Origin of the sequence: Pseudoalteromonas sp. T1lg65 (genome assembly GCF_051930985.1) — a bacterium.
Lineage (GTDB): Bacteria > Pseudomonadota > Gammaproteobacteria > Enterobacterales > Alteromonadaceae > Pseudoalteromonas.
The window spans coordinates 614,239-632,402 of the sequence record NZ_CP196838.1 but is presented as its reverse complement, the minus strand read 5'-3'; the positions used below and the strand labels follow the sequence as shown (position 1 = coordinate 632,402).

Here is an 18,164-nt window from a genome sequence, read left to right as displayed (position 1 = left end):
GAAAGGCCAATTTAACATAACTTATTTCTTTACAATTTCTTCTAACGTATCTTCATCTATAACTTCTGCGTTTTCTACTATCCGTTTTCCACCTTGGATTTCGATACGCTTGTGATGTTTATTCAATGCAAGTATTTCGTCACAGAATTGTGCAGATGGATGCATTTCGTAAACATAATCAATAATTTTTCCTGTTTTATCATCTTTAACATTGGAAATGTTGTAATCAGAGATAGCACCTTTCTCGATCAAATCCTTCATCGTTGTTGTCATGTCTCTGCGAAGAGCTTTCAACTTATTGTCTGTGATTTTGTCATCAGCGTAAATTGAACCATATTTTTCCATAATAGAAATTAAGCGGAAATGATAGGTTTTACCCGGAGCGGCATATCTCCACAAATGATAAAGTCTGAGCATCATCCATCTCGACAATCCTCGCTTTAGCTCTTGAGCACTATTGAAGTAATAGCCTTTGTACTCCAGATTATCGATCATGTTGTGAACAAAAGCATTCAAACAAGCAACGCATTTAACATTACCTCCTTGCCCTTTTTTTCCACTGAAATGGAGTGAAGATAAGAAGTTCATATTGGATTCATAGAAAGAGTCGTCAATGTCTGAGTTTCTTGTATCTGTTGCTGTATATTTGAAAGACAGCTTAGACCCTTGTAAAGCCTCTAATGATTCTTTGATCTGGGGATATGGCATAGATTGCCCAACAGCTTTCAATTCTTGGGCAAGTTCATTCATAGAAAAAATGACTGCGTATTGAATACCAGACTTAAAATTGATTTTTACTATTTTACCCTTTGAAGCAAGTCGAATTAATGCCCGTTCGACTTTTTCTTCGCGATCAGATGGCCAAACTAAAAACTCTTCATCATCTCCATCAATTTTTGTACTCACAACAGCTGGAGTAATCTTTATTTCACCTTCATATAGAATACCATCAACTTTTTCAGATATTCTTCGAGTAACGATTGTTTTTTTCGGAGCTTCTTCGAGAGGCAATTTTTTATGACCCGAGCGAACGAACCTTCCCCATAAATCGTAGTGGTTAAAAGTGTTAGAATAAGCTCTTAACTCATGCGCAGCATTTTCTATTGAAATACGAACATCTTTGTTATCGGTAAATAATGCTAGGCTCTCGTTATCAGTTGCACTTTCCACGCCATGGATTTGTCCACGTAATGAATCAGGCAGATTATCTACTGAGATGTTCACCTTTCGGCTCATGGTTTTACTTCCAAATTTTCATGACGTCTAATAACAACATATTCGTAAGAAAAAGTTAATGTTTAAAGTTAGTAAAAAACTGATCCAGATTGAAATTTTTCAAACAGATCACATTTATACTAACTGAATTATTTTCGAGATCATAATTTTACTAACTAAGGTGCCATAAAGGCGTTTTTTCGGGCCGAATAGAGCACAATTTACCGATTTTTAGGTGTTACAGAAAAATACATGTGGATAAATGCCAAGCCAATTAGTAAAGATCAGATCTATTATAAGTAGAGATCAGATCCATACCAACTATTACCTTCCAAATTACTGTACGAAGTGGATAAGTTATTGTTTTGCCTTAGTAAAATATTGATCTGCAGGGCCCTTACAGTGAGTAAGTATGTGCATAAGCTGTTTATAATTTCTCTCCTAGAATTTCAGTAGGTAAAACCATGATCTGTCACTAAGTACAGATCTGATCTTAACCAAGTATATAGTTGATCCAGAAATATAACAATTATTTATATAAATCATATAGTTAGATTTGAAATTTTGGCACTTATCCTTTTAATACCTATTATCTAACCAAATTTAATCTTTCTTACTTATTCTTAGTAAGCGATTAAAGATATAAATGTCTTCTTTTTTTTGTGTTTACATAAAAAATAATGGACATTATAATATTGTGTATCAAACAAAGGATACACTGTATGTCTATAAATAATAATGCGCTTTCAACCTACCGCTTGTTGAAAGCAACTGCTGAAGTTGCTGAACAGTCTCTCTCTGGGCGTATTCAGCATTACAGAGCCCACTTAAAAACAGAAGAAAAAGAATTACGTACCTACACACAAAAAGCCGCAGCTGATCTATTAGGTGTTAATAACAGAACCCTGAAGCGCCGACATGATCAAGGTGACTTTGATAACATTAACATTCAAAAAGGAGCAAATGGGCACTACGCATATACATTAGCCAATATTTTTGCGATGGCTGAAGTGCTCGGTATTAAAGCCGATCATAGAAGTTCAAATGATAAGCTTCAGGTGATTGTTATTAATAGCTTAAAAGGTGGTTGTGGTAAAACAACCAGTTTAGTCAATATTGCAGCAGCGCTTGCCACAACAAACATCAAGCGTTACCGCATCGGTATTATTGATCTAGATCCACAAGGATCATCTTCAAGCTTTTTTCCATCAAGTGATCATGAGCCTATCACCGTCGGTGATTTAATGCGTGACTGTATAGAGTTAGAAGAAGGTGAAACATGGAAAGACTTGGTTGCTAGTTCTTTCCAAGCAACACACATACCCAATATCAGAGTATTACCATCAGGTATGGACGATTTTTACTTTGAACATGAAACAGCAACTGAATTAAAAGAAAGTTCAAGTTACGAACAAACTCGCCATTATCACAAGCTTAAAGAGAAGGTGATAGCACCAGTAGAAGATGAATTTGACATTATCTTAATCGACACGGCACCATCTCTTAATTTCATGTTTTATAATGCTTTAATGGCTTCAACCTCGATGTTGATCCCGGTACACCCTGAAGCTGTAGATTTTGACGCAAATAATAAATATCTAAAGCGATTAGGTGAAATTTATCATACTGTTGCAGCCTTAGGCCATGAAGGTTGGGACTTTATGCAGTTTTTGGTTACAAACTACGTTAAAGGTAATCACTCACAGCGTGATATTGTAAAGGACGTGCGTAGTGCATTTGGTCGTCAGGTAATGAGTTATCCAATTAACCATAGTTCCGCTATAACAGCTAGTTCGTCGTCGTTTAATACAATCTTTGATCAAAAAACTTCAGACAGTCTTGCAAGCAGAGAATCGCTGATAAAAGCGCAAGAAAATATCAAAGATGTTGTTGATGAATTAGAGATGCTGATTAGGTCAAATTGGCCATCAACACAGTCTTCACTAGCAGAATAAAGAGGTGTAAAGATGGCTAGAAAACGTAAAAATGATACCCGAATTGATCCCTTCGCCTCTGCTGTTGAAGGTAGCAGCTTAGATGATCTATTAGATCAAGCTAAGGCTGGTGACGTAGTCACTATGCCTGCGCCAAGCGATCCCAACCGTACAATTGTATTAACTTGTGAAATCATTCCTCATTCTGATATCGACAAGAAAACCTTTGTTTATGGTAAAAACAGACGCGAGCAAGCACTTCTTAGCGAAAAAGCAGTCGCAGATATTTTGCCTGCAATAAAAAAAGACAGGCGTAATCTTCATCCGGCGTTATGTTGGCAAAAAGATGGCAAGTTACAGGTATTGTCTGGTTCTAGACGCCGAAAAGCTTGTTTATTAGCCAACGCTGATTACGTTGTTTTAAGCTCGAAGGACTTTACAGATCAAGATGCAAAGACGCTTGCTGTATCGTCAGATCAGTATATTGCGCCTAGCTTATGGGAGTTAGGAAAAGCTTATGCTCAAACGAGACAAACACTCCAAGATGAAGGTGCAAAAGGCTCTTATCGTGAAATCGCTGCCATAGAAGGTGTTTCGCATACTGCAGTCGCTGATGCAATAAAAACTTTTGAGGCGATTCCTTTGAACGTTTTACAATTGTATCCAACTGCAAATCATCTAGGCAGAGAAGCCGCTAAGAAAATCATCACTGCTATGCAAACAGATCCAGATAAGTTTGCTAATAATATTGATTTACTCAGCTCTCAGGACTTTATGACTGAAAGCATGTCAGAGGAAAAGCGCTCGGTGTTGATCACCAAATTTTTGACCACCCTTTCAGAAGTAGAAAGCCGTAATGAAGCGTTGTTAGATAACGAATATGTGCGTATTCAGCGGAACGTTAAAAATGGTGACGTTACTGTACGTATTGATAATCGAGTGCTGACCGATAAACGTTTAGAACAACTGCAGAAGTTATTGAGTAATTATAATTAATTTCAAGTTGTTAGCGCATCGGTTACTTTATCGGTGCGCCACTTGTTTAATCTGTTAAGCATAAGTAGTAAGCTGTTTTTGCTAAAATTCTATCCACTTGACCTCCAACCAGTCTAAATTTCGCTAATAATTCGAATTTCGCTCTTTAGCTTAAAACTGTAATTTCATATACTGGTTCTTTATTTTTGTTTTTCCGTGCATCAATGTCTTCGCAGTTATCTAAAGAACAACTCGTCGCCCTGTTTGAAGAAATCAAACAAGAGCAAGCTAACCAGTTTCCCCTGTCTGAGCGGTTTCTTCGGCAATACTTTAACTCAGCCTTGCTGGTGAAGGCCAAAGAGTACTTACAGGACGAACAAGTATGCTTTTTGCAGCATTCGGATAACTTCGAACAAATAGATGCTCAAGTGCTGGGTAATTTTGGTAACACCTTTACGCAGCACATTAAAATATCTCAAAAGCAAGGCCAGCCTTTGGTCGAAGCCAGTTGTAACTGCTCGAACAATCCTAAATGTCGGCACATTGCAGCTGTGCTATTGAAATTAAAGGTTGAACATTCCGGTGGCTTTGGCGAAGCGTTTTTAGTTAATGATTGGTTCAATGAGCTGGCTCAACTACAAACAAATGATAAGCAAGATGCAGAAAGCGTTTTACTGTTTGTACTGGAGCCGAAAGCCAACGAAATACTTGTGAACCCTAAAATTGCTCCAAACCGACCAGATGGGCTCTATCCGTTAGGACGAGTGATGACAGAGCAACAGCTTAATAGTCAAGTCGCCCCTCCTAAGCTTTTGGAGAGTGATTTTAGGTTATTAAGTTGGATCCGTTCACAAAATGCTCCTGGACATTTTGAACTGACCGGAGCTTGGGGCTTTAACGCACTTACTCAATTAGTCCATACGCACCGTTGTTTTTTTCAAAACGATAGAACTCCTCTGACATTCGGTCACAAACAAAGTCTTGATTTCTATTGGCGCCAAGATGCTCAGCAGCACCAATTAAAAAGCCGCTTGGCAAATGTAGAGCATTGGCGGTTGATTAAAACTGATCCGCCGATGTACCTTGATACTGAAAATCTGTTGATAGGTCGTATAGAAACTGAATTAAGTGCACATGAAATAGCTCATCTCAACACAATGCCTCCGGTCAGTGATGAAAAACTCGAACAGGCAATTTTGCGTTTTCAAGATATTTTTTCGGATGATGTTATTCCTCCACCTCAAGGTTATGCTCATCTATGCAAATCTAAGCAGACTGTAGCTAAGCTCGTTAGAATTGATAATAGTGCAAAACCAAAATTTACGATTGTAAACAGTAGTGATAAACGTGGAGCCACAAAGAACCGTCTAGAACAAGTACTCTCAGGGCTAGGCTTTGTTCATGAAGGTGACCATTATTTATTACCTACCGATGATGCGGTGTCGTTACATTGGTTTAATTCTGAAGTTCGTCCTTATTTGTTAGGACGGCATTGGGAAGTTGATGAAGTCACAGGGGCGGATCAGATTAATAGCCCAACTGTTGTACTGGAGCTAAAGCGCGATAAACAGCATCATGTCGTAGGCAAGGTCACCTTTGATGATAAACCCGTGACCCTGAACTGGGAGAAATCTCCTGAGCACGAGCTAAACCATTTATCACATGAGTATCGCTATGTAGCTATCGGCGAGCAATTCTATGTGTTAAAAAAGCAGGTTTACGATGAATTACTGTCTTTAAAAGACCGTTTCAGTTACTACCTGTCGAGCTCACAGTTTAAGTTTCCTTTGTCTTACGCCAAAAAGCTATTTAACCTAGAAAACATCAAGGCACAGTCTTCTGACAAACGTTTACTGGACTATATTGATGCGCTTTCATCTCCTAGCACTAATGCTGAACTGCCGATCTTAAATGTTGAAAATCAGCATTTCACATTGAGAGATTATCAAGTCCAAGGGGTAAACTGGTTAAAATTTCTAAATAAACACCAACTCGGTGGCATTCTTGCCGATGATATGGGGTTAGGTAAAACCCTGCAGGTCATTGCATACTTTATTTCTCAGCACAATGTGTTGGTAACACAACCTAGTCTTATCGTCTGCCCAACTAGCTTAGTGGGAAATTGGCGAGATGAGTTTGCACGTTTTGCTCCGCACTTGCCTCTTACGGTTATTCACGGTGCCAATCGTGAAGAAGCTCTGTCTTCTATTGCTGGCGCGCGATTTATTTTGACAACCTATCCCTTGCTAAAACGGGATGCCAATTATTATAAGGGGCTAGAGTTTGATTCGATCGTGTTGGATGAAGCCCAATACATTAAAAATGAAGCTGCGCAAATTTCAAAATGTGTGAAGCAACTTAATGCGCGTTTTAAGCTTTGCCTAAGTGGTACTCCTGTTGAGAATAACTTACTTGAGTTAAAGTCGTTGCTAGATTTTGTGATGCCAGATGTCCTAGGAACTCGGCAACAGTTTAAACAGCACTTTCAGTTACCGATAGAGAAAGAACAGGATACAAAAAAAGCCCGCGAGCTCAAGTCATTAATCGCGCCATTTATTTTGCGCCGCACCAAAGCTGAAGTCGTCACTGAGTTACCTAATAAAACGGAGCTAGTTAAAGAGCTCGAATTTGACAGCGAGCAGCTTGGATTGTATCAAGGCGTTCAAAGGCAAGTCGAAAGTAAGCTTATGAGCTTGTTCCAAGAGCAGGGCGTTGAAAAAAGTAAGCTAGCTTTTTTAGATGCACTATTAAAGTTGCGTCAAATTTGCTGTCATCCACGCTTAGTTGATAAGAGCCAAGCGTTAGCAAGCGGAGCCAAATTTGAATGGTTAAAACAACATTTACCGGTGTTGCTTGATGAAGGCCGAAAGATCATAATTTTCAGTCAGTTTACCAGCGTGTTGGATTTAATTGCTGAGCAATGCCGTAATCAAGATCTCTCATTTACTATGCTGACAGGACAAACTCGTCATCGTGACAAAGTCATTGAAACGTTTACTCAAGGTCACTGTAATGTCTTTTTGATCAGCCTAAAAGCTGGCGGTACTGGCCTGAACTTAACGCAAGCAGACACTGTCATCCACTTTGATCCATGGTGGAATCCTGCGGTAGAAAATCAAGCAACTGACCGTGCTTACAGGATTGGGCAAGATAAACCAGTATTTGTTTATAAGCTGATAATGGCTAATTCAATCGAAGAAAAAGTATTTAAAATGCAGCGCGAGAAGCAGGCACTTGTAGATGCACTTTTTGCTGATACCAGCGTAAATCTGGGTCAGTTTGATGAGTCACAAATGCTTTCTCTCATTAAAAGTTAAAAAAACTAAAAAAGTTTTGAACTTCTGAATTTCCTGCCGGTCTATCATTATGCTTGTTGTTAAATTAGTTAGAGCAGTAGGCATATGTTGATTTCCCCCTTGATTACGAATTGTAATGAGCCAGCTAAATTTAGCTGGCTTTTCTTTTTCTGGCTTTTGCTTTGCTCCATTTTTGTTCCATATTTTTTAAGTGTAATAGTGCACAGTAAAAGGAAAGCTTGTTACTTGTAGTCTTTGATGTGTGTTTTTCAATGGTAAAGCACAACTCAGAAGTGGCATGCGGTTGTATTCACGACTATTGAGCATTCAGATAAAACATACACATGATTAGCCAAGACAATGTACTTTTTCGGTTAGACTTTATTGAGCTGCACTCACAATCTGATTATGATCTACTGCACGAGGTTGCCAACAGCGATGACTTAGAAAACATTCTTTCAATGTTATTGCTAGATGACACGTTATCCGACGCCTTAAAGCGTCAAGTTAAACAGCAGTTAAAACAAGTTAAGAGCAAATAGATGTCCGACAATCAGCAAATTCTCCTTGTGGAAGATGATCTCGATATCGCAGAGCAAGTCCTATTATTTTTTAAGGCTTCAGGGTTTGAGATACATCATATCGCCGACGGTGCAGAGGTGGTTTCATGGGTGAAAGCCAATCAGCCCAGTGCGATTTTGCTCGATGTCATGTTACCAAACCAAGATGGTTTTGAGTGTATGCGTCAGATCAGAGCATTTTCAGAAGTACCGATTGTCATGTTAACAGCAAGGGTGACAGAAGATGATCGCCTTGAAGGATTAGAGCATGGTGCAGATGACTATGTTTGTAAGCCTTTTAGCGCCGCTGAGTTGGTCATGCGGATCAAAGCTATATTAAGACGCTGTGCTCATAGTAACTCATATCAAAAGTTAGTAGATGTAAATAAAGACGAATTGGCGGTAAAGCTCAAAGGTCAGTTGCTGGATTTAACTAAAGTTGAGTTTGAGGTATTTGCTCTGTTGTTTGAATCTCCCGGTCGCGTATTTTCTCGTCAACAAATACTTGATGCGATCCAAACCGATAATTTTGATGTTTCAGATCGAGTGATCGACAGCCATATTAAAAACATCCGTAAAAAGATCAAACATGCCGGGGTTAGTTCTAAGTTGCTTGAGTCTGTCTACGGTGCCGGTTACCGCTACAATGAAAAACAGATCAACGCTTGACTAAGTGATTGATCTGCAATAGTGAGGTATCATCAAGGGCAGCGCTATCAATGGGATGTCCTTATGTTTTGGTCTAGTTTAGTTAATTCACCTTCCCTTCTCAGTATCGGACTTTTTGTAACGGGGATTCTGGTTACAGTCCCTGCTTATTGGCTATCTCGCCGAGGTTATAAGCAGCGCTTAGCACAACAAGAGGCGCAACAAGCATCGTTATCGCAGCAGTTACAAGACGCGCTAGCGCGTCTTGAACTGATGCAGGCGCAACAATTACAGAACCATGGCTTGCTACAACAAGCGCAAACAAGGCTTGCTGAACGTCAACGGCAAGCACAAGAATATCAACAGCTATGGCAAAAAGAACAAGATGCCAAAGAAGATATTCAAGCTCATGCGCACGAGCTTGAAGTTGAAATGACTAACCTCAGAACCACGCTGGAACAAAAACAAGCTTCGTTTGAGCAACAACTTCAACAATTAGAACAAGCTAAACAACAGCTTAAAGAAGAATTCCATAACTTAGCAAATCAGATCTTTGATGAAAAAAGCGAGCGCTTTACCACCCAAAGTAAAGAGAAAATCCAACAACTTTTGCAACCCGTACAAGGTGAACTAAAAGGCTTTCGAGACAAAATGGAAGCAATTCATAGTGAAGAGCTAAAACAGCGTGCCTCTTTAAGAACTGAGCTGTTGCACCTTCAAGCCAATAATAAGGCCATGACAGAACAAGCTAATCGCTTAACGACTGCCTTACAAGGACAAAAAAAGACCCAAGGTAACTGGGGGGAACTAATGCTTGAAAATGTGCTAGACAGCGCAGGTTTACGCCTTGGTAAAGACTATGAACGAGAATTAAATTTCAATACCGAAGAAGGTAAATATCGTCCCGATGTCGTCGTCTTTTTGCCGCAGCAACGGCACCTTGTTATTGATGCCAAAACCTCGCTGAATGCTTATACCAACTATGTCAATGCAGAATCAGACATTGAAGCGAATCAAGCCATTGTGGCGCATGTAGAGGCCGTAACGGCGAGAATAAAGGAATTAGGCAGCAAGTCGTACGAACGATTACCTGGACTTAACTCTCCTGAAGTCGTGATTATGTTTATTCCGGTCGAATCGGCATTTGTTGAAGCCATTAAACACTGCCCTACCCTGTATCAAGATGCGCTACAGAATCAAGTGCTTGTGGCTACTCCGACTACATTACTAACCAGCCTAAACATCGTTAAACAACTATGGCGCTTTGAAGAGCAAAGCAAACATACTCGCGAGTTGGCTTTAAGAGCCGAAAAGTTCTACAACAAACTTAATAGTTTCTTGCATAGTATGGAAGGTGTTGGCAAACAGCTGGATAAAGCGAAAGAAAGCTATGAAAAAGCATTTTCTCAACTTTATATGGGCAAAGGCAATTTGATTAAACAAGCCTCAGAGTTTAAAGAATTAGGCGTGTCGGTAAATAAAGAGCTTCCCGCTGAACTGGAAGAAAAATCGCGTTTAGAACTTGAATAGCGGTATCTGCATTTGTCGAGACGAAGTGGGCAAGTTAGCGAATTGACGGTGTGCTCAGAAAAGAACTGAACAGAAGGCATTAGATATGCCTTCAAGTGAACAATTAAAATTAGATAGCATGTAAAAACCTACGAATTTTGCTTTGCAACGCCAAATAGGTTTCAACATGCTTACTCTACCATATCAAGATTGGCACAGTGCTGAGTTCGGCAGTTTATCCGACTTGCAAGCTAGTACAATGAGCGCTTCATCAATCGCGGGATCTTGATTGTTTTTTAGGTGCTCTGGAAGTAAGTAAGGGACAAACACATCAACAGGTATACCCACTTCCTCATGATCGACACCGTCGGCATCAAAGTAAACTTGATTAGATAGACCCAGTTGCCAGCCATTGGGTAATCGCTTAGGTAGGATGTCACTATAGCTGCCATTGGAGGGTTCGCCAATCACTAGGGTATCGTCTCTAGCAGTAAGCCCTAACAGCATTATTTCAGCCGCGCTGGCCGTTTCTTGACTAGTCAAGACGACTATAGGGCCTTGGTAGTTAAAGTTTTTAGAAGGCGTTACCCAAATAGGTTTTTGCTGACCAAGTTGACCGTCGACAACTGTGGCTTTTGAGCCAATACGGGTTTTTTCTGCAAATAAATAAGACAATATTTGCATGGATACTAAGTCCACACCGCCACCATTACTTCGCAGATCCAAGACCAATCCATTACTCTTGTTTATGTTCGGTATAAATTCAGTCATGGTTTCATCCACAGCATTTAACCATGACTCTAACGCATTTTGCTGAGTAAACCCCATCATACTGTCTATTCGTAGATAGCTGATGTTATTTTTCATGGTAGCAAAGTGAAAGTTATCAAAGCGGGTTGTCAGCCTATTCTTGAGGGCGTATTTTTCGATAAAGATTTGCTTCCATTTACTGTATTGCGCGCTAATATATGGCCAAAGGTAAGGGTATTCTTCATCTTTCACCCATGCTTGACGCAGGCGGTATTCATAAGCCAGTAATCGTGACTCAATATCTGCTATCTCATTGTGTTTTTCATCACTCAGACTTGCATGACCATCACGTACTTGGTTGATAATGTTAGAAAAGATGTCCGCTAGTTGTTCTTTTGTCGTGTCTTTGCTGACCATTGAACGCCAAATAGGATATCTATCCTGCCAATGCCAGTTCTGCTTTTCTCCATAAGGAAAATGGTTTGCATAAGTCGCCCAAAAAACATCAAAGTTTGTGATTGGATCTTGATTTGGTTTATCAGCAAAAGCGCAAATGGTAGGTAGTGCGTCTAGTTTTGTAACTTCAATTGGATGCAGTGCAAACCACTCTAATTGATAGTTGTTTTCGTTATCACGAGATAGCACCTGTGAGGCTGTTAGTCCCTCATATTCGTTATCTGCAATGGGATTTCTTATGCAACTGTTTGCGGTGATATCGTAAAATTTCAGCAAGTCATTTTTTACTTCAATGAGATAGCCATAACCTTGCGTTTTCCAGTATTGAAGGGCTGTGTTTGCTTTCGCAAAAGAAGTGCCACACATCAACACCATGGGTAAAAATATACTCTGTATTTTCATTATTAATCCTTTTGATTTTATTATTCTTTTATATCCCAATTACAGCGGCTTACTGATTATCAGCTAGTTCGTTGTGTTTATAAAAACTAAGTTAAAAAAGCGATTAAGCGCTTTAGTTATTTGATGTGGTTGTATAAGGTACGTGCATGTTTTTTAATGGTACCCAAATTAACTAAAAGGATATTAGAGAGATGAACATGAATAGAAAGTTAAGAGGTACAGCAGTCAAAACTGTGTTGCTAATTTTTTCGGGCATCACGTGTTTGAGTGCTCAAGCCAGTGAGTCTGAGATAGGTTATACAATGAGCACAGGTTATCCATACTTTGCGAATATTGAATTAAGTTATGGTAAAGCATTTGGCGATAGCCGCATCCATGCAGCTTATTTACTCGGATTAGATACTGGAATATCGCTAGGTTATGAGCAGGGTATTTCTGGCAACAATAACTGGTCTTTAGGTTTTGTTGTTGGTGCGCTTGGTGCTAAAGACGACAGAGAACCCTGCCCTGACAAAGGCAAAAATATTTCAGGAACGGTCATCGATGATTTAAGTTCATCTATTGGTGAGGCGATCGGATGTGGACTTAGCGATATATTCGATAATGAAACCACGAATGGTATTGGCTTGAGTCTAAATTACTATTTTAATGGTATGAACAACAGTGGATGGAGTGTTTCGCTAGTTGGTGGCTATGGAGAAGCTAGCCGCAGTAATGAAAAGCGCACTGATGCGAGTATGTTCTTGAAGTATCATTTCTAATGAGTTTTAAAATGGCGAGGGATAGTTTCGCCATTTTTTCCTGCTAAACCTTGTTACTAGTAGGTTTAGCATTGCGCATATTCTCCTGTGCGAGGGCTATCAACGAACAAGTGTAAATACAACGAATAATCAGCTACGGCGCTCCACACAGTACTACTTTGAGTTGGGCACAAAGACTGTTTGATGTATCGCTGCATTTCCGTATCATTTAGCGCCAGCTTAGTCGGAATTTTAATATAAACATGTACTTCACCCGGCGTGGTGTTCAAATGTGAATATTGCCAACTGCCTATCGCATATTGTTTTGCAAAGTGCCGAGCTACTAGCCTTTCTTGCTGTTTCGAGAAACTGGCTAACTGTTTTTCAGGATTGCTATTCGAAATTACACACCAAGTTAAAAATAAGACTCCTAATATTGCGGCAAATCTAATTTTGAAATTAGGCTTGGTTCTAGCTTTCTTTCCTGTTCGACTGGGGCGAGTGCGAGATTCGGCTATTTTTAACCACTCTGAATGTTTTAGTGTCCGTTGCATGTTGTTAGGTCTTTGTCTTTCCATGATGGTAAGTTAAACAAAGCAATATGGATTAAAAATGGAGACTTTTGAGGTCCGACCTTAGTAACCTCAATTTTTTGTGTAAATAGCCTTGTTAGGTAAAATCTAGGGTAGTAATTTTGTAAAGGGGGTTTACAGTTTTATATTGAGAATAATTGTATGATTGCAAACTTCGCATCACAAAACAAAATTTTACTAACTGAGTTAGTAAAATCATGACCTGTCGTTCGTTTAGTTAGTAAAATTTTGGTCTGAAAGCGGAAGAATTAGATAAAAATGAAGCTATTTATGTCTTTGAAAACCTCGAACATTAAGATCTGCATTTGATCATACGCTATCGTGTAATCGTGTTAGTTAAATTCTGATCTATATCATACTGCTAGTAAAATCGTGATCTAAAATAAAAAAGGGCCTCGCGACCCTTGCTGATAGGAACTATTCAGATATCAATCAAAATTGATTCATAGTATTGGCTTCGCCGCCGGCCTTTAGTGCATTTTCACCTGAGAAGTATTCCTTATGGGTATCCCCAATATTGGAGCCGGCTAAATCTTGGTGCTTTACAGATGCTTGCTCTCGACGAATTTCTTGACGCTGTACATCCTTCACATAGGCCAGCATACCTGCTTCTCCAAAATAACCTTCAGCTAAAATGTCGGTGCTGAGTGCCGCTGTATGATACGTTGGTAGCGTGATTAAGTGGTGGAAAATGCCAGCTTCTCTGGCTGCATCACGTTGAAAGTTCTGTACTAGAGTATCAGCTTCTAGAGCAAGTTCAGAACTGTCTAGTTCTGGCATCATGAGCACTTTTGGATCTGAACTAGGATCTGGGTAAGCTGATAAGTCTTTCCCCTGTGTTAGCCATTGTTGATATACCTGCTCTCGGAACTTGAGGGTCCAGTTAAATGATGGGGAGTTGTTGTAAACGAGCTTGGCACCGGGAACCTGTTCGCGGACTCGGTTCACTAGCTCTGCTATTTGCTCAATATTAGGCTTTTCAGTTTCAATCCAAAGTAGATCTGCACCAGCTTGTAAACTGGTCACACAGTCTAATACCACTCGATCTTTCTCAGTTCCTTCACGGAACTGAAAAAGTCCATTGTCTAAACGAACTGGCTTTTGTAATTCACCATTGAGCTTTATTGCCATTTCACCATCAGCAAGTTCAGCTAATGAAGTCACAGGTTGTGTATCTAAAAAGCTGGTATATTGGCTGGCTAAGTCGCCAGGGGTTTTCGATACAGGGATCTTTTGAGTCAAGCTGGCACCCAATGAGTCGGTGCGTGCAACGATGATACCGTCTTCAACCCCTAGTTCTAAAAATGCATAACGAACGGCATTTATTTTTGCCAGAAAGTCCTCGTGGGGAACAGTCACTTTGCCAGCCTGATGGCCACACTGCTTTGCATCGGATACTTGGTTTTCAATTTGAATTGCGCAAGCGCCTGCTTCTATCATTTGCTTTGCGAGTAAGTAAGTCGCTTCTTCGTTACCAAATCCTGCATCAATATCCGCGATAATGGGAACCACGTGCGTTTCAAAGTTATCAATTTGGTTGAGGATGGATTGGGTGTCCCCGCCTGTGGCCGCGGCTTCATCTAACGCTTTGTATAGGTGGTCCAATTCGCGTGCATCGGCTTGTTTTAAAAACGTATATATTTCTTCGATTAGCGACGAAACAGCGGTTTTTTCATGCATGCTTTGATCTGGCAATGGACCAAAATCTGAACGAAGCGCCGCTACCATCCAGCCACTTAGGTAGACGTATGATCGTTTAGTGGTTTTCTTATGACGTTTTACTGCCATCATCATTTGCTGAGCTGTAAAGCCGTGCCAACACCCTAAGGATTGCGTGTACTGACTACTGTCCGCGTCATATGCAGCCATATCTTCACGCATTACTTTGGCGGTGTATCGCGCAATATCAAGACCGGTTTTAAAGCGATTTTGCAGGTGCATTCGATTGGCGTATTCCGGGTTAATTGAACGCCATGCTGGTCCTTGTGATTGACACAAGTTGGTAAAGCGATCGAGTTGTGATTGGTAAGTAGACATAGCAATTTATCCTTTGAACGGGAGTAGTATCTAGTTATGCATTGGAGCAATGTGAGAGAACTCCGCTGCGCTTATTTAAACACTAGGCTCGGTTTTCTGATTTTTTAAATTTATAGTTGTTATCCTGGGTATTTTTTATGTGAATGGCTAAGGGGGTTCGTTTTCTGTCAATTTGCTTTATGTTTGATATAACCCGTTCAAAATATTTTAGGAAATAACATGAGTCAGTACGTTTCTATCGCTGGTCTTCAGATTGACAAACGACTCGCACAATTTGTTGAAACATCGTTGTTGCCTGGCACTGGCCTTGCCATTGATGATTTCTGGCAAGGTGTGGCAAAGATTTATCAAGATCTCACGCCTGTAAACCAAGCGCTGCTCAGCAAGCGTGATGAGTTGCAACTGCAAATAGACGCTTACCATAAAACCAATCCAGATTGGCAAGCGAGTGAATATCAAGCTTTCCTTGAATCGATTGGTTATTTACTACCTGAGCCTGCCGATTTTACTATCGAAACTGAGCACGTTGAGCCTGAAATAGCTAAATCGGCTGCGCCACAGCTCGTCGTTCCAGTGAGCAACGCCCGCTTTGCCTTAAATGCAGCTAATGCTCGCTGGGGCTCGCTGTACGATGCACTGTATGGTACAGATGTACTAAGTGAGGAGGACGGAGCGGCGCGCACCACACATTACAATCCCGTGCGCGGCTTTAAAGTCATGGCGTATGCTAGGCAGTTTTTAGATAACGCAGTTCCGCTGGTCCAAGGCTCTCACATCGAGAGTACCAATTATGCGGTGCTAGATGGACAGCTCATAGTAACATTGAATGATGCAACTCAAGTCACGCTTGCTAACACGTCTCAATTGGTCGGCTATCAAGGCGAGCCACAAAATCCCTCATTGATACTTTTAAAGCACCATGATTTACATATCGAAGTCGTTATCGATCCGCAACACCCTGTAGGACAGGCTGATAAAGCTGGGATAAGTGACATCCGGCTTGAATCTGCATTGACCACCATTATGGATTGCGAAGACTCTGTCGCTGCGGTCGATGCCGAAGACAAAGTGTTAGTATACGGGAACTGGCTAGGTTTGATGAAAGGAGAGCTTTGCGAGCAATTCGATAAATCAGGTGAAACGGTCACTCGAACACTCAATGCAGACCGCCTTTATTTAGATACCCAAGGACGGCGTATGACCCTTAAGGGTCGTTCAATGATGTTTGTGCGTAATGTTGGTCATTTGATGACCACGCCTGCGGTTTTAGATGCGCAAGGTCACCCCCAGTTTGAAGGTATTTTAGATGCGATTATGACCAGCACAGCGGCATTGCATGACTTGCAGGGAAATAGCCCATTTCGAAATTCGACAACGGGCAGCATTAATATTGTAAAGCCAAAGATGCATGGACCCGAAGAAGTCGCATTTACCGATACGTTGTTTGCTCGAGTTGAGCAGTTATTGTTGTTACCCAAAAACACCATAAAAATGGGGATTATGGATGAAGAACGACGTACTTCGGTTAACTTAAAAGCATGTATCGCCTCGGCGAAACAGCGAGTGGTGTTTATTAATACCGGGTTTTTAGATAGAACAGGTGATGAGATCCACACTTCGATGTTTGCCGGTCCAGTGTTACCTAAAGCACAGATCAAAGGCCAGTCATGGATCGCTGCATACGAAGATCAAAATGTGGATATTGGTCTTAAATCAGGGTTTAGTGGTCGAGCCCAAATAGGTAAAGGTATGTGGCCTATGCCCGACAAAATGGCGTTGATGATGGAGCAAAAACGCGCTCATCCAGAGTCCGGTGCCAATACCGCTTGGGTACCCTCGCCTACCGCAGCTACTTTACATGCGATGCACTATCATTACGTCGATGTATTCGCCAGACAAACTGAACTGAGGACACGTCAACAAGCGTCACTTGAGCATTTACTCACCCCCCCGTTGATGATGAAAAATAACTTGACTGACGCGGATGTTCAGGCGGAATTAGACAATAACGTACAAGGTATACTCGGCTATGTTGTTCGCTGGATTGAGCAAGGTATTGGTTGTTCTAAAGTACCGGATATCAATCACGTTGGTCTGATGGAAGACAGAGCGACGCTACGTATTTCCAGCCAACACATTGCCAACTGGTTACATCATGGTATTTGTACACAGCAACAAGTTGAGAAAACTTTTCAGCGTATGGCTGCTATTGTGGATGAACAGAATAGTCACGATAGCCAATATCGACCGATGATCAATGGGTTGCTTTCATTAGAAGACAACCTAGCCTATCAAGCTGCGCTCGCGCTGGTTATGGAAGGTAAAACACAACCCAATGGTTACACTGAACCACTACTACATTACTACCGACAACAATACAAAAATCAGCAAGATTCAAGAAGCTGATAACTGAGCATGTTGGAATTTAAAAAGGCCGGTGTACGGCCTTTTTCGACCTCGCTAGGGTTATGACGGATATGTTTTTGCCAAAGGTTATAAACTCTGTATAGTTACTATCCATTCTGAGAGTCAACTTGACTTAGAACCACTAAGTAGCAAATTTTTTGTATGCTTAACGATGACTATCTCACTCAGGGTTGACTACCCAATTATACAAATAGATATAACACTTTCATTTTAAACGTTACAAAAAAGGATTGAGACAATGAATGCGTGGATATTCGGGGCTGGAATAGTCGGTGTGCTGACGGCTTGTGTACATGTTTTTGCTGGTCAAATAGACCCTGTAAGGCCGTTTCTTAAAACATCATTAGCAACCGTACCTAAAGCAACATTGCTTGCCTGTTGGCATATGGTATCAGTGATGTTGCTTATTCCTTCCCTGTTAGTAGCCTATATTGGGTGGTATCAACTCGATACCTTATATTCTTTAGTGATATTTATCAGTGCTATGTTTCTGGCTTTTGCATCGGTGTTTATTTTCGTGGGCTGGCATTTTTTTAAGTGGGATGCCTTGGCAAGGTTGCCACAGTGGAGTCTATTGCTGACGATTGGTGCTTTGGGGTTGTACGGGAGCATGTGGAATTAA

The 18,164-nt window shown here is 40.7% G+C and carries 13 protein-coding genes; 9 read left to right on the top strand and 4 right to left on the bottom strand.

Going from position 1 to position 18,164, the window contains the following annotated elements; translation table 11 throughout:
• Window positions 1-21: 21 nt before the first annotated feature.
• On the bottom strand, window positions 22-1,236 hold the full coding sequence (locus ACSLBF_RS19890) for a replication protein A (protein WP_440056375.1): 1,215 nt from the start codon (window positions 1,234-1,236) through the stop codon (window positions 22-24).
• Between the two features lie 701 nt (window positions 1,237-1,937).
• Between ACSLBF_RS19890 and ACSLBF_RS19885 the strand changes: the two genes are divergently transcribed.
• From ACSLBF_RS19885 to rmuC, 6 genes are all read left to right on the top strand, one after another.
• Entirely contained in the window at window positions 1,938-3,170 is a 1,233-nt protein-coding gene (locus ACSLBF_RS19885) for an AAA family ATPase (protein WP_440056374.1), read from the top strand.
• A 12-nt stretch (window positions 3,171-3,182) separates the two neighbouring features.
• A complete protein-coding gene (locus ACSLBF_RS19880) occupies window positions 3,183-4,145 on the top strand; it encodes a ParB N-terminal domain-containing protein (RefSeq protein WP_440056373.1) in 963 nt (320 codons plus the stop codon).
• Window positions 4,146-4,348: 203 nt separating this feature from the next.
• Window positions 4,349-7,441 carry a DEAD/DEAH box helicase gene (locus ACSLBF_RS19875; protein WP_440056372.1) on the top strand — a complete coding sequence of 1,031 codons (3,093 nt, stop codon included), beginning with the start codon at window positions 4,349-4,351 and terminating at the stop codon, window positions 7,439-7,441.
• A 323-nt stretch (window positions 7,442-7,764) separates the two neighbouring features.
• Window positions 7,765-7,962 carry a hypothetical protein gene (locus ACSLBF_RS19870; RefSeq protein WP_440056371.1) on the top strand — a complete coding sequence of 66 codons (198 nt, stop codon included), beginning with the start codon at window positions 7,765-7,767 and terminating at the stop codon, window positions 7,960-7,962.
• A complete protein-coding gene (locus ACSLBF_RS19865; protein WP_440056370.1) occupies window positions 7,963-8,649 on the top strand; it encodes a response regulator in 687 nt (228 codons plus the stop codon).
• Window positions 8,650-8,712: 63 nt separating this feature from the next.
• On the top strand, window positions 8,713-10,158 hold the full coding sequence (gene rmuC / locus ACSLBF_RS19860; RefSeq protein WP_440056369.1) for a DNA recombination protein RmuC: 1,446 nt from the start codon (window positions 8,713-8,715) through the stop codon (window positions 10,156-10,158).
• A gap of 183 nt (window positions 10,159-10,341) precedes the next feature.
• Here the strand turns inward: rmuC and ACSLBF_RS19855 are convergent, their stop codons facing one another.
• The gene (locus tag ACSLBF_RS19855) at window positions 10,342-11,745 is read right to left on the bottom strand and encodes a S41 family peptidase (RefSeq protein ID WP_440056368.1); all 1,404 of its coding nucleotides are present in this window, start codon (window positions 11,743-11,745) and stop codon (window positions 10,342-10,344) included.
• A 197-nt stretch (window positions 11,746-11,942) separates the two neighbouring features.
• Between ACSLBF_RS19855 and ACSLBF_RS19850 the strand changes: the two genes are divergently transcribed.
• On the top strand, window positions 11,943-12,506 hold the full coding sequence (locus tag ACSLBF_RS19850) for a hypothetical protein (protein WP_440056367.1): 564 nt from the start codon (window positions 11,943-11,945) through the stop codon (window positions 12,504-12,506).
• A gap of 65 nt (window positions 12,507-12,571) precedes the next feature.
• Here the strand turns inward: ACSLBF_RS19850 and ACSLBF_RS19845 are convergent, their stop codons facing one another.
• On the bottom strand, window positions 12,572-13,039 hold the full coding sequence (locus tag ACSLBF_RS19845; protein ID WP_440056366.1) for a hypothetical protein: 468 nt from the start codon (window positions 13,037-13,039) through the stop codon (window positions 12,572-12,574).
• Between the two features lie 471 nt (window positions 13,040-13,510).
• Window positions 13,511-15,115, bottom strand: a complete 1,605-nt coding sequence (locus tag ACSLBF_RS19840; RefSeq protein WP_440056365.1) for an isocitrate lyase — start codon at window positions 15,113-15,115, stop codon at window positions 13,511-13,513.
• A gap of 219 nt (window positions 15,116-15,334) precedes the next feature.
• Between ACSLBF_RS19840 and ACSLBF_RS19835 the strand changes: the two genes are divergently transcribed.
• Together ACSLBF_RS19835 and ACSLBF_RS19830 are read left to right on the top strand one after the other, a co-directional pair.
• Complete coding sequence (locus ACSLBF_RS19835; protein ID WP_440056364.1) at window positions 15,335-17,521, top strand: malate synthase G; 2,187 nt, start codon at window positions 15,335-15,337, stop codon at window positions 17,519-17,521.
• Window positions 17,522-17,780: 259 nt separating this feature from the next.
• Window positions 17,781-18,164: a hypothetical protein gene (locus ACSLBF_RS19830; RefSeq protein ID WP_440056363.1), complete on the top strand. Its 384-nt coding sequence runs from the start codon at window positions 17,781-17,783 to the stop codon at window positions 18,162-18,164.

Coding starts and splice junctions, on each gene's coding strand:
- ACSLBF_RS19890 (WP_440056375.1), bottom strand. CDS start 1,236: ATGAGCCGAAAGGTGAACATCTCAGTAGATAATCTGCCTGATTCATTA.
- ACSLBF_RS19885 (WP_440056374.1), top strand. CDS start 1,938: ATGTCTATAAATAATAATGCGCTTTCAACCTACCGCTTGTTGAAAGCA.
- ACSLBF_RS19880 (WP_440056373.1), top strand. CDS start 3,183: ATGGCTAGAAAACGTAAAAATGATACCCGAATTGATCCCTTCGCCTCT.
- ACSLBF_RS19875 (WP_440056372.1), top strand. CDS start 4,349: ATGTCTTCGCAGTTATCTAAAGAACAACTCGTCGCCCTGTTTGAAGAA.
- ACSLBF_RS19870 (WP_440056371.1), top strand. CDS start 7,765: ATGATTAGCCAAGACAATGTACTTTTTCGGTTAGACTTTATTGAGCTG.
- ACSLBF_RS19865 (WP_440056370.1), top strand. CDS start 7,963: ATGTCCGACAATCAGCAAATTCTCCTTGTGGAAGATGATCTCGATATC.
- rmuC (WP_440056369.1), top strand. CDS start 8,713: ATGTTTTGGTCTAGTTTAGTTAATTCACCTTCCCTTCTCAGTATCGGA.
- ACSLBF_RS19855 (WP_440056368.1), bottom strand. CDS start 11,745: ATGAAAATACAGAGTATATTTTTACCCATGGTGTTGATGTGTGGCACT.
- ACSLBF_RS19850 (WP_440056367.1), top strand. CDS start 11,943: ATGAATAGAAAGTTAAGAGGTACAGCAGTCAAAACTGTGTTGCTAATT.
- ACSLBF_RS19845 (WP_440056366.1), bottom strand. CDS start 13,039: ATGCAACGGACACTAAAACATTCAGAGTGGTTAAAAATAGCCGAATCT.
- ACSLBF_RS19840 (WP_440056365.1), bottom strand. CDS start 15,115: ATGTCTACTTACCAATCACAACTCGATCGCTTTACCAACTTGTGTCAA.
- ACSLBF_RS19835 (WP_440056364.1), top strand. CDS start 15,335: ATGAGTCAGTACGTTTCTATCGCTGGTCTTCAGATTGACAAACGACTC.
- ACSLBF_RS19830 (WP_440056363.1), top strand. CDS start 17,781: ATGAATGCGTGGATATTCGGGGCTGGAATAGTCGGTGTGCTGACGGCT.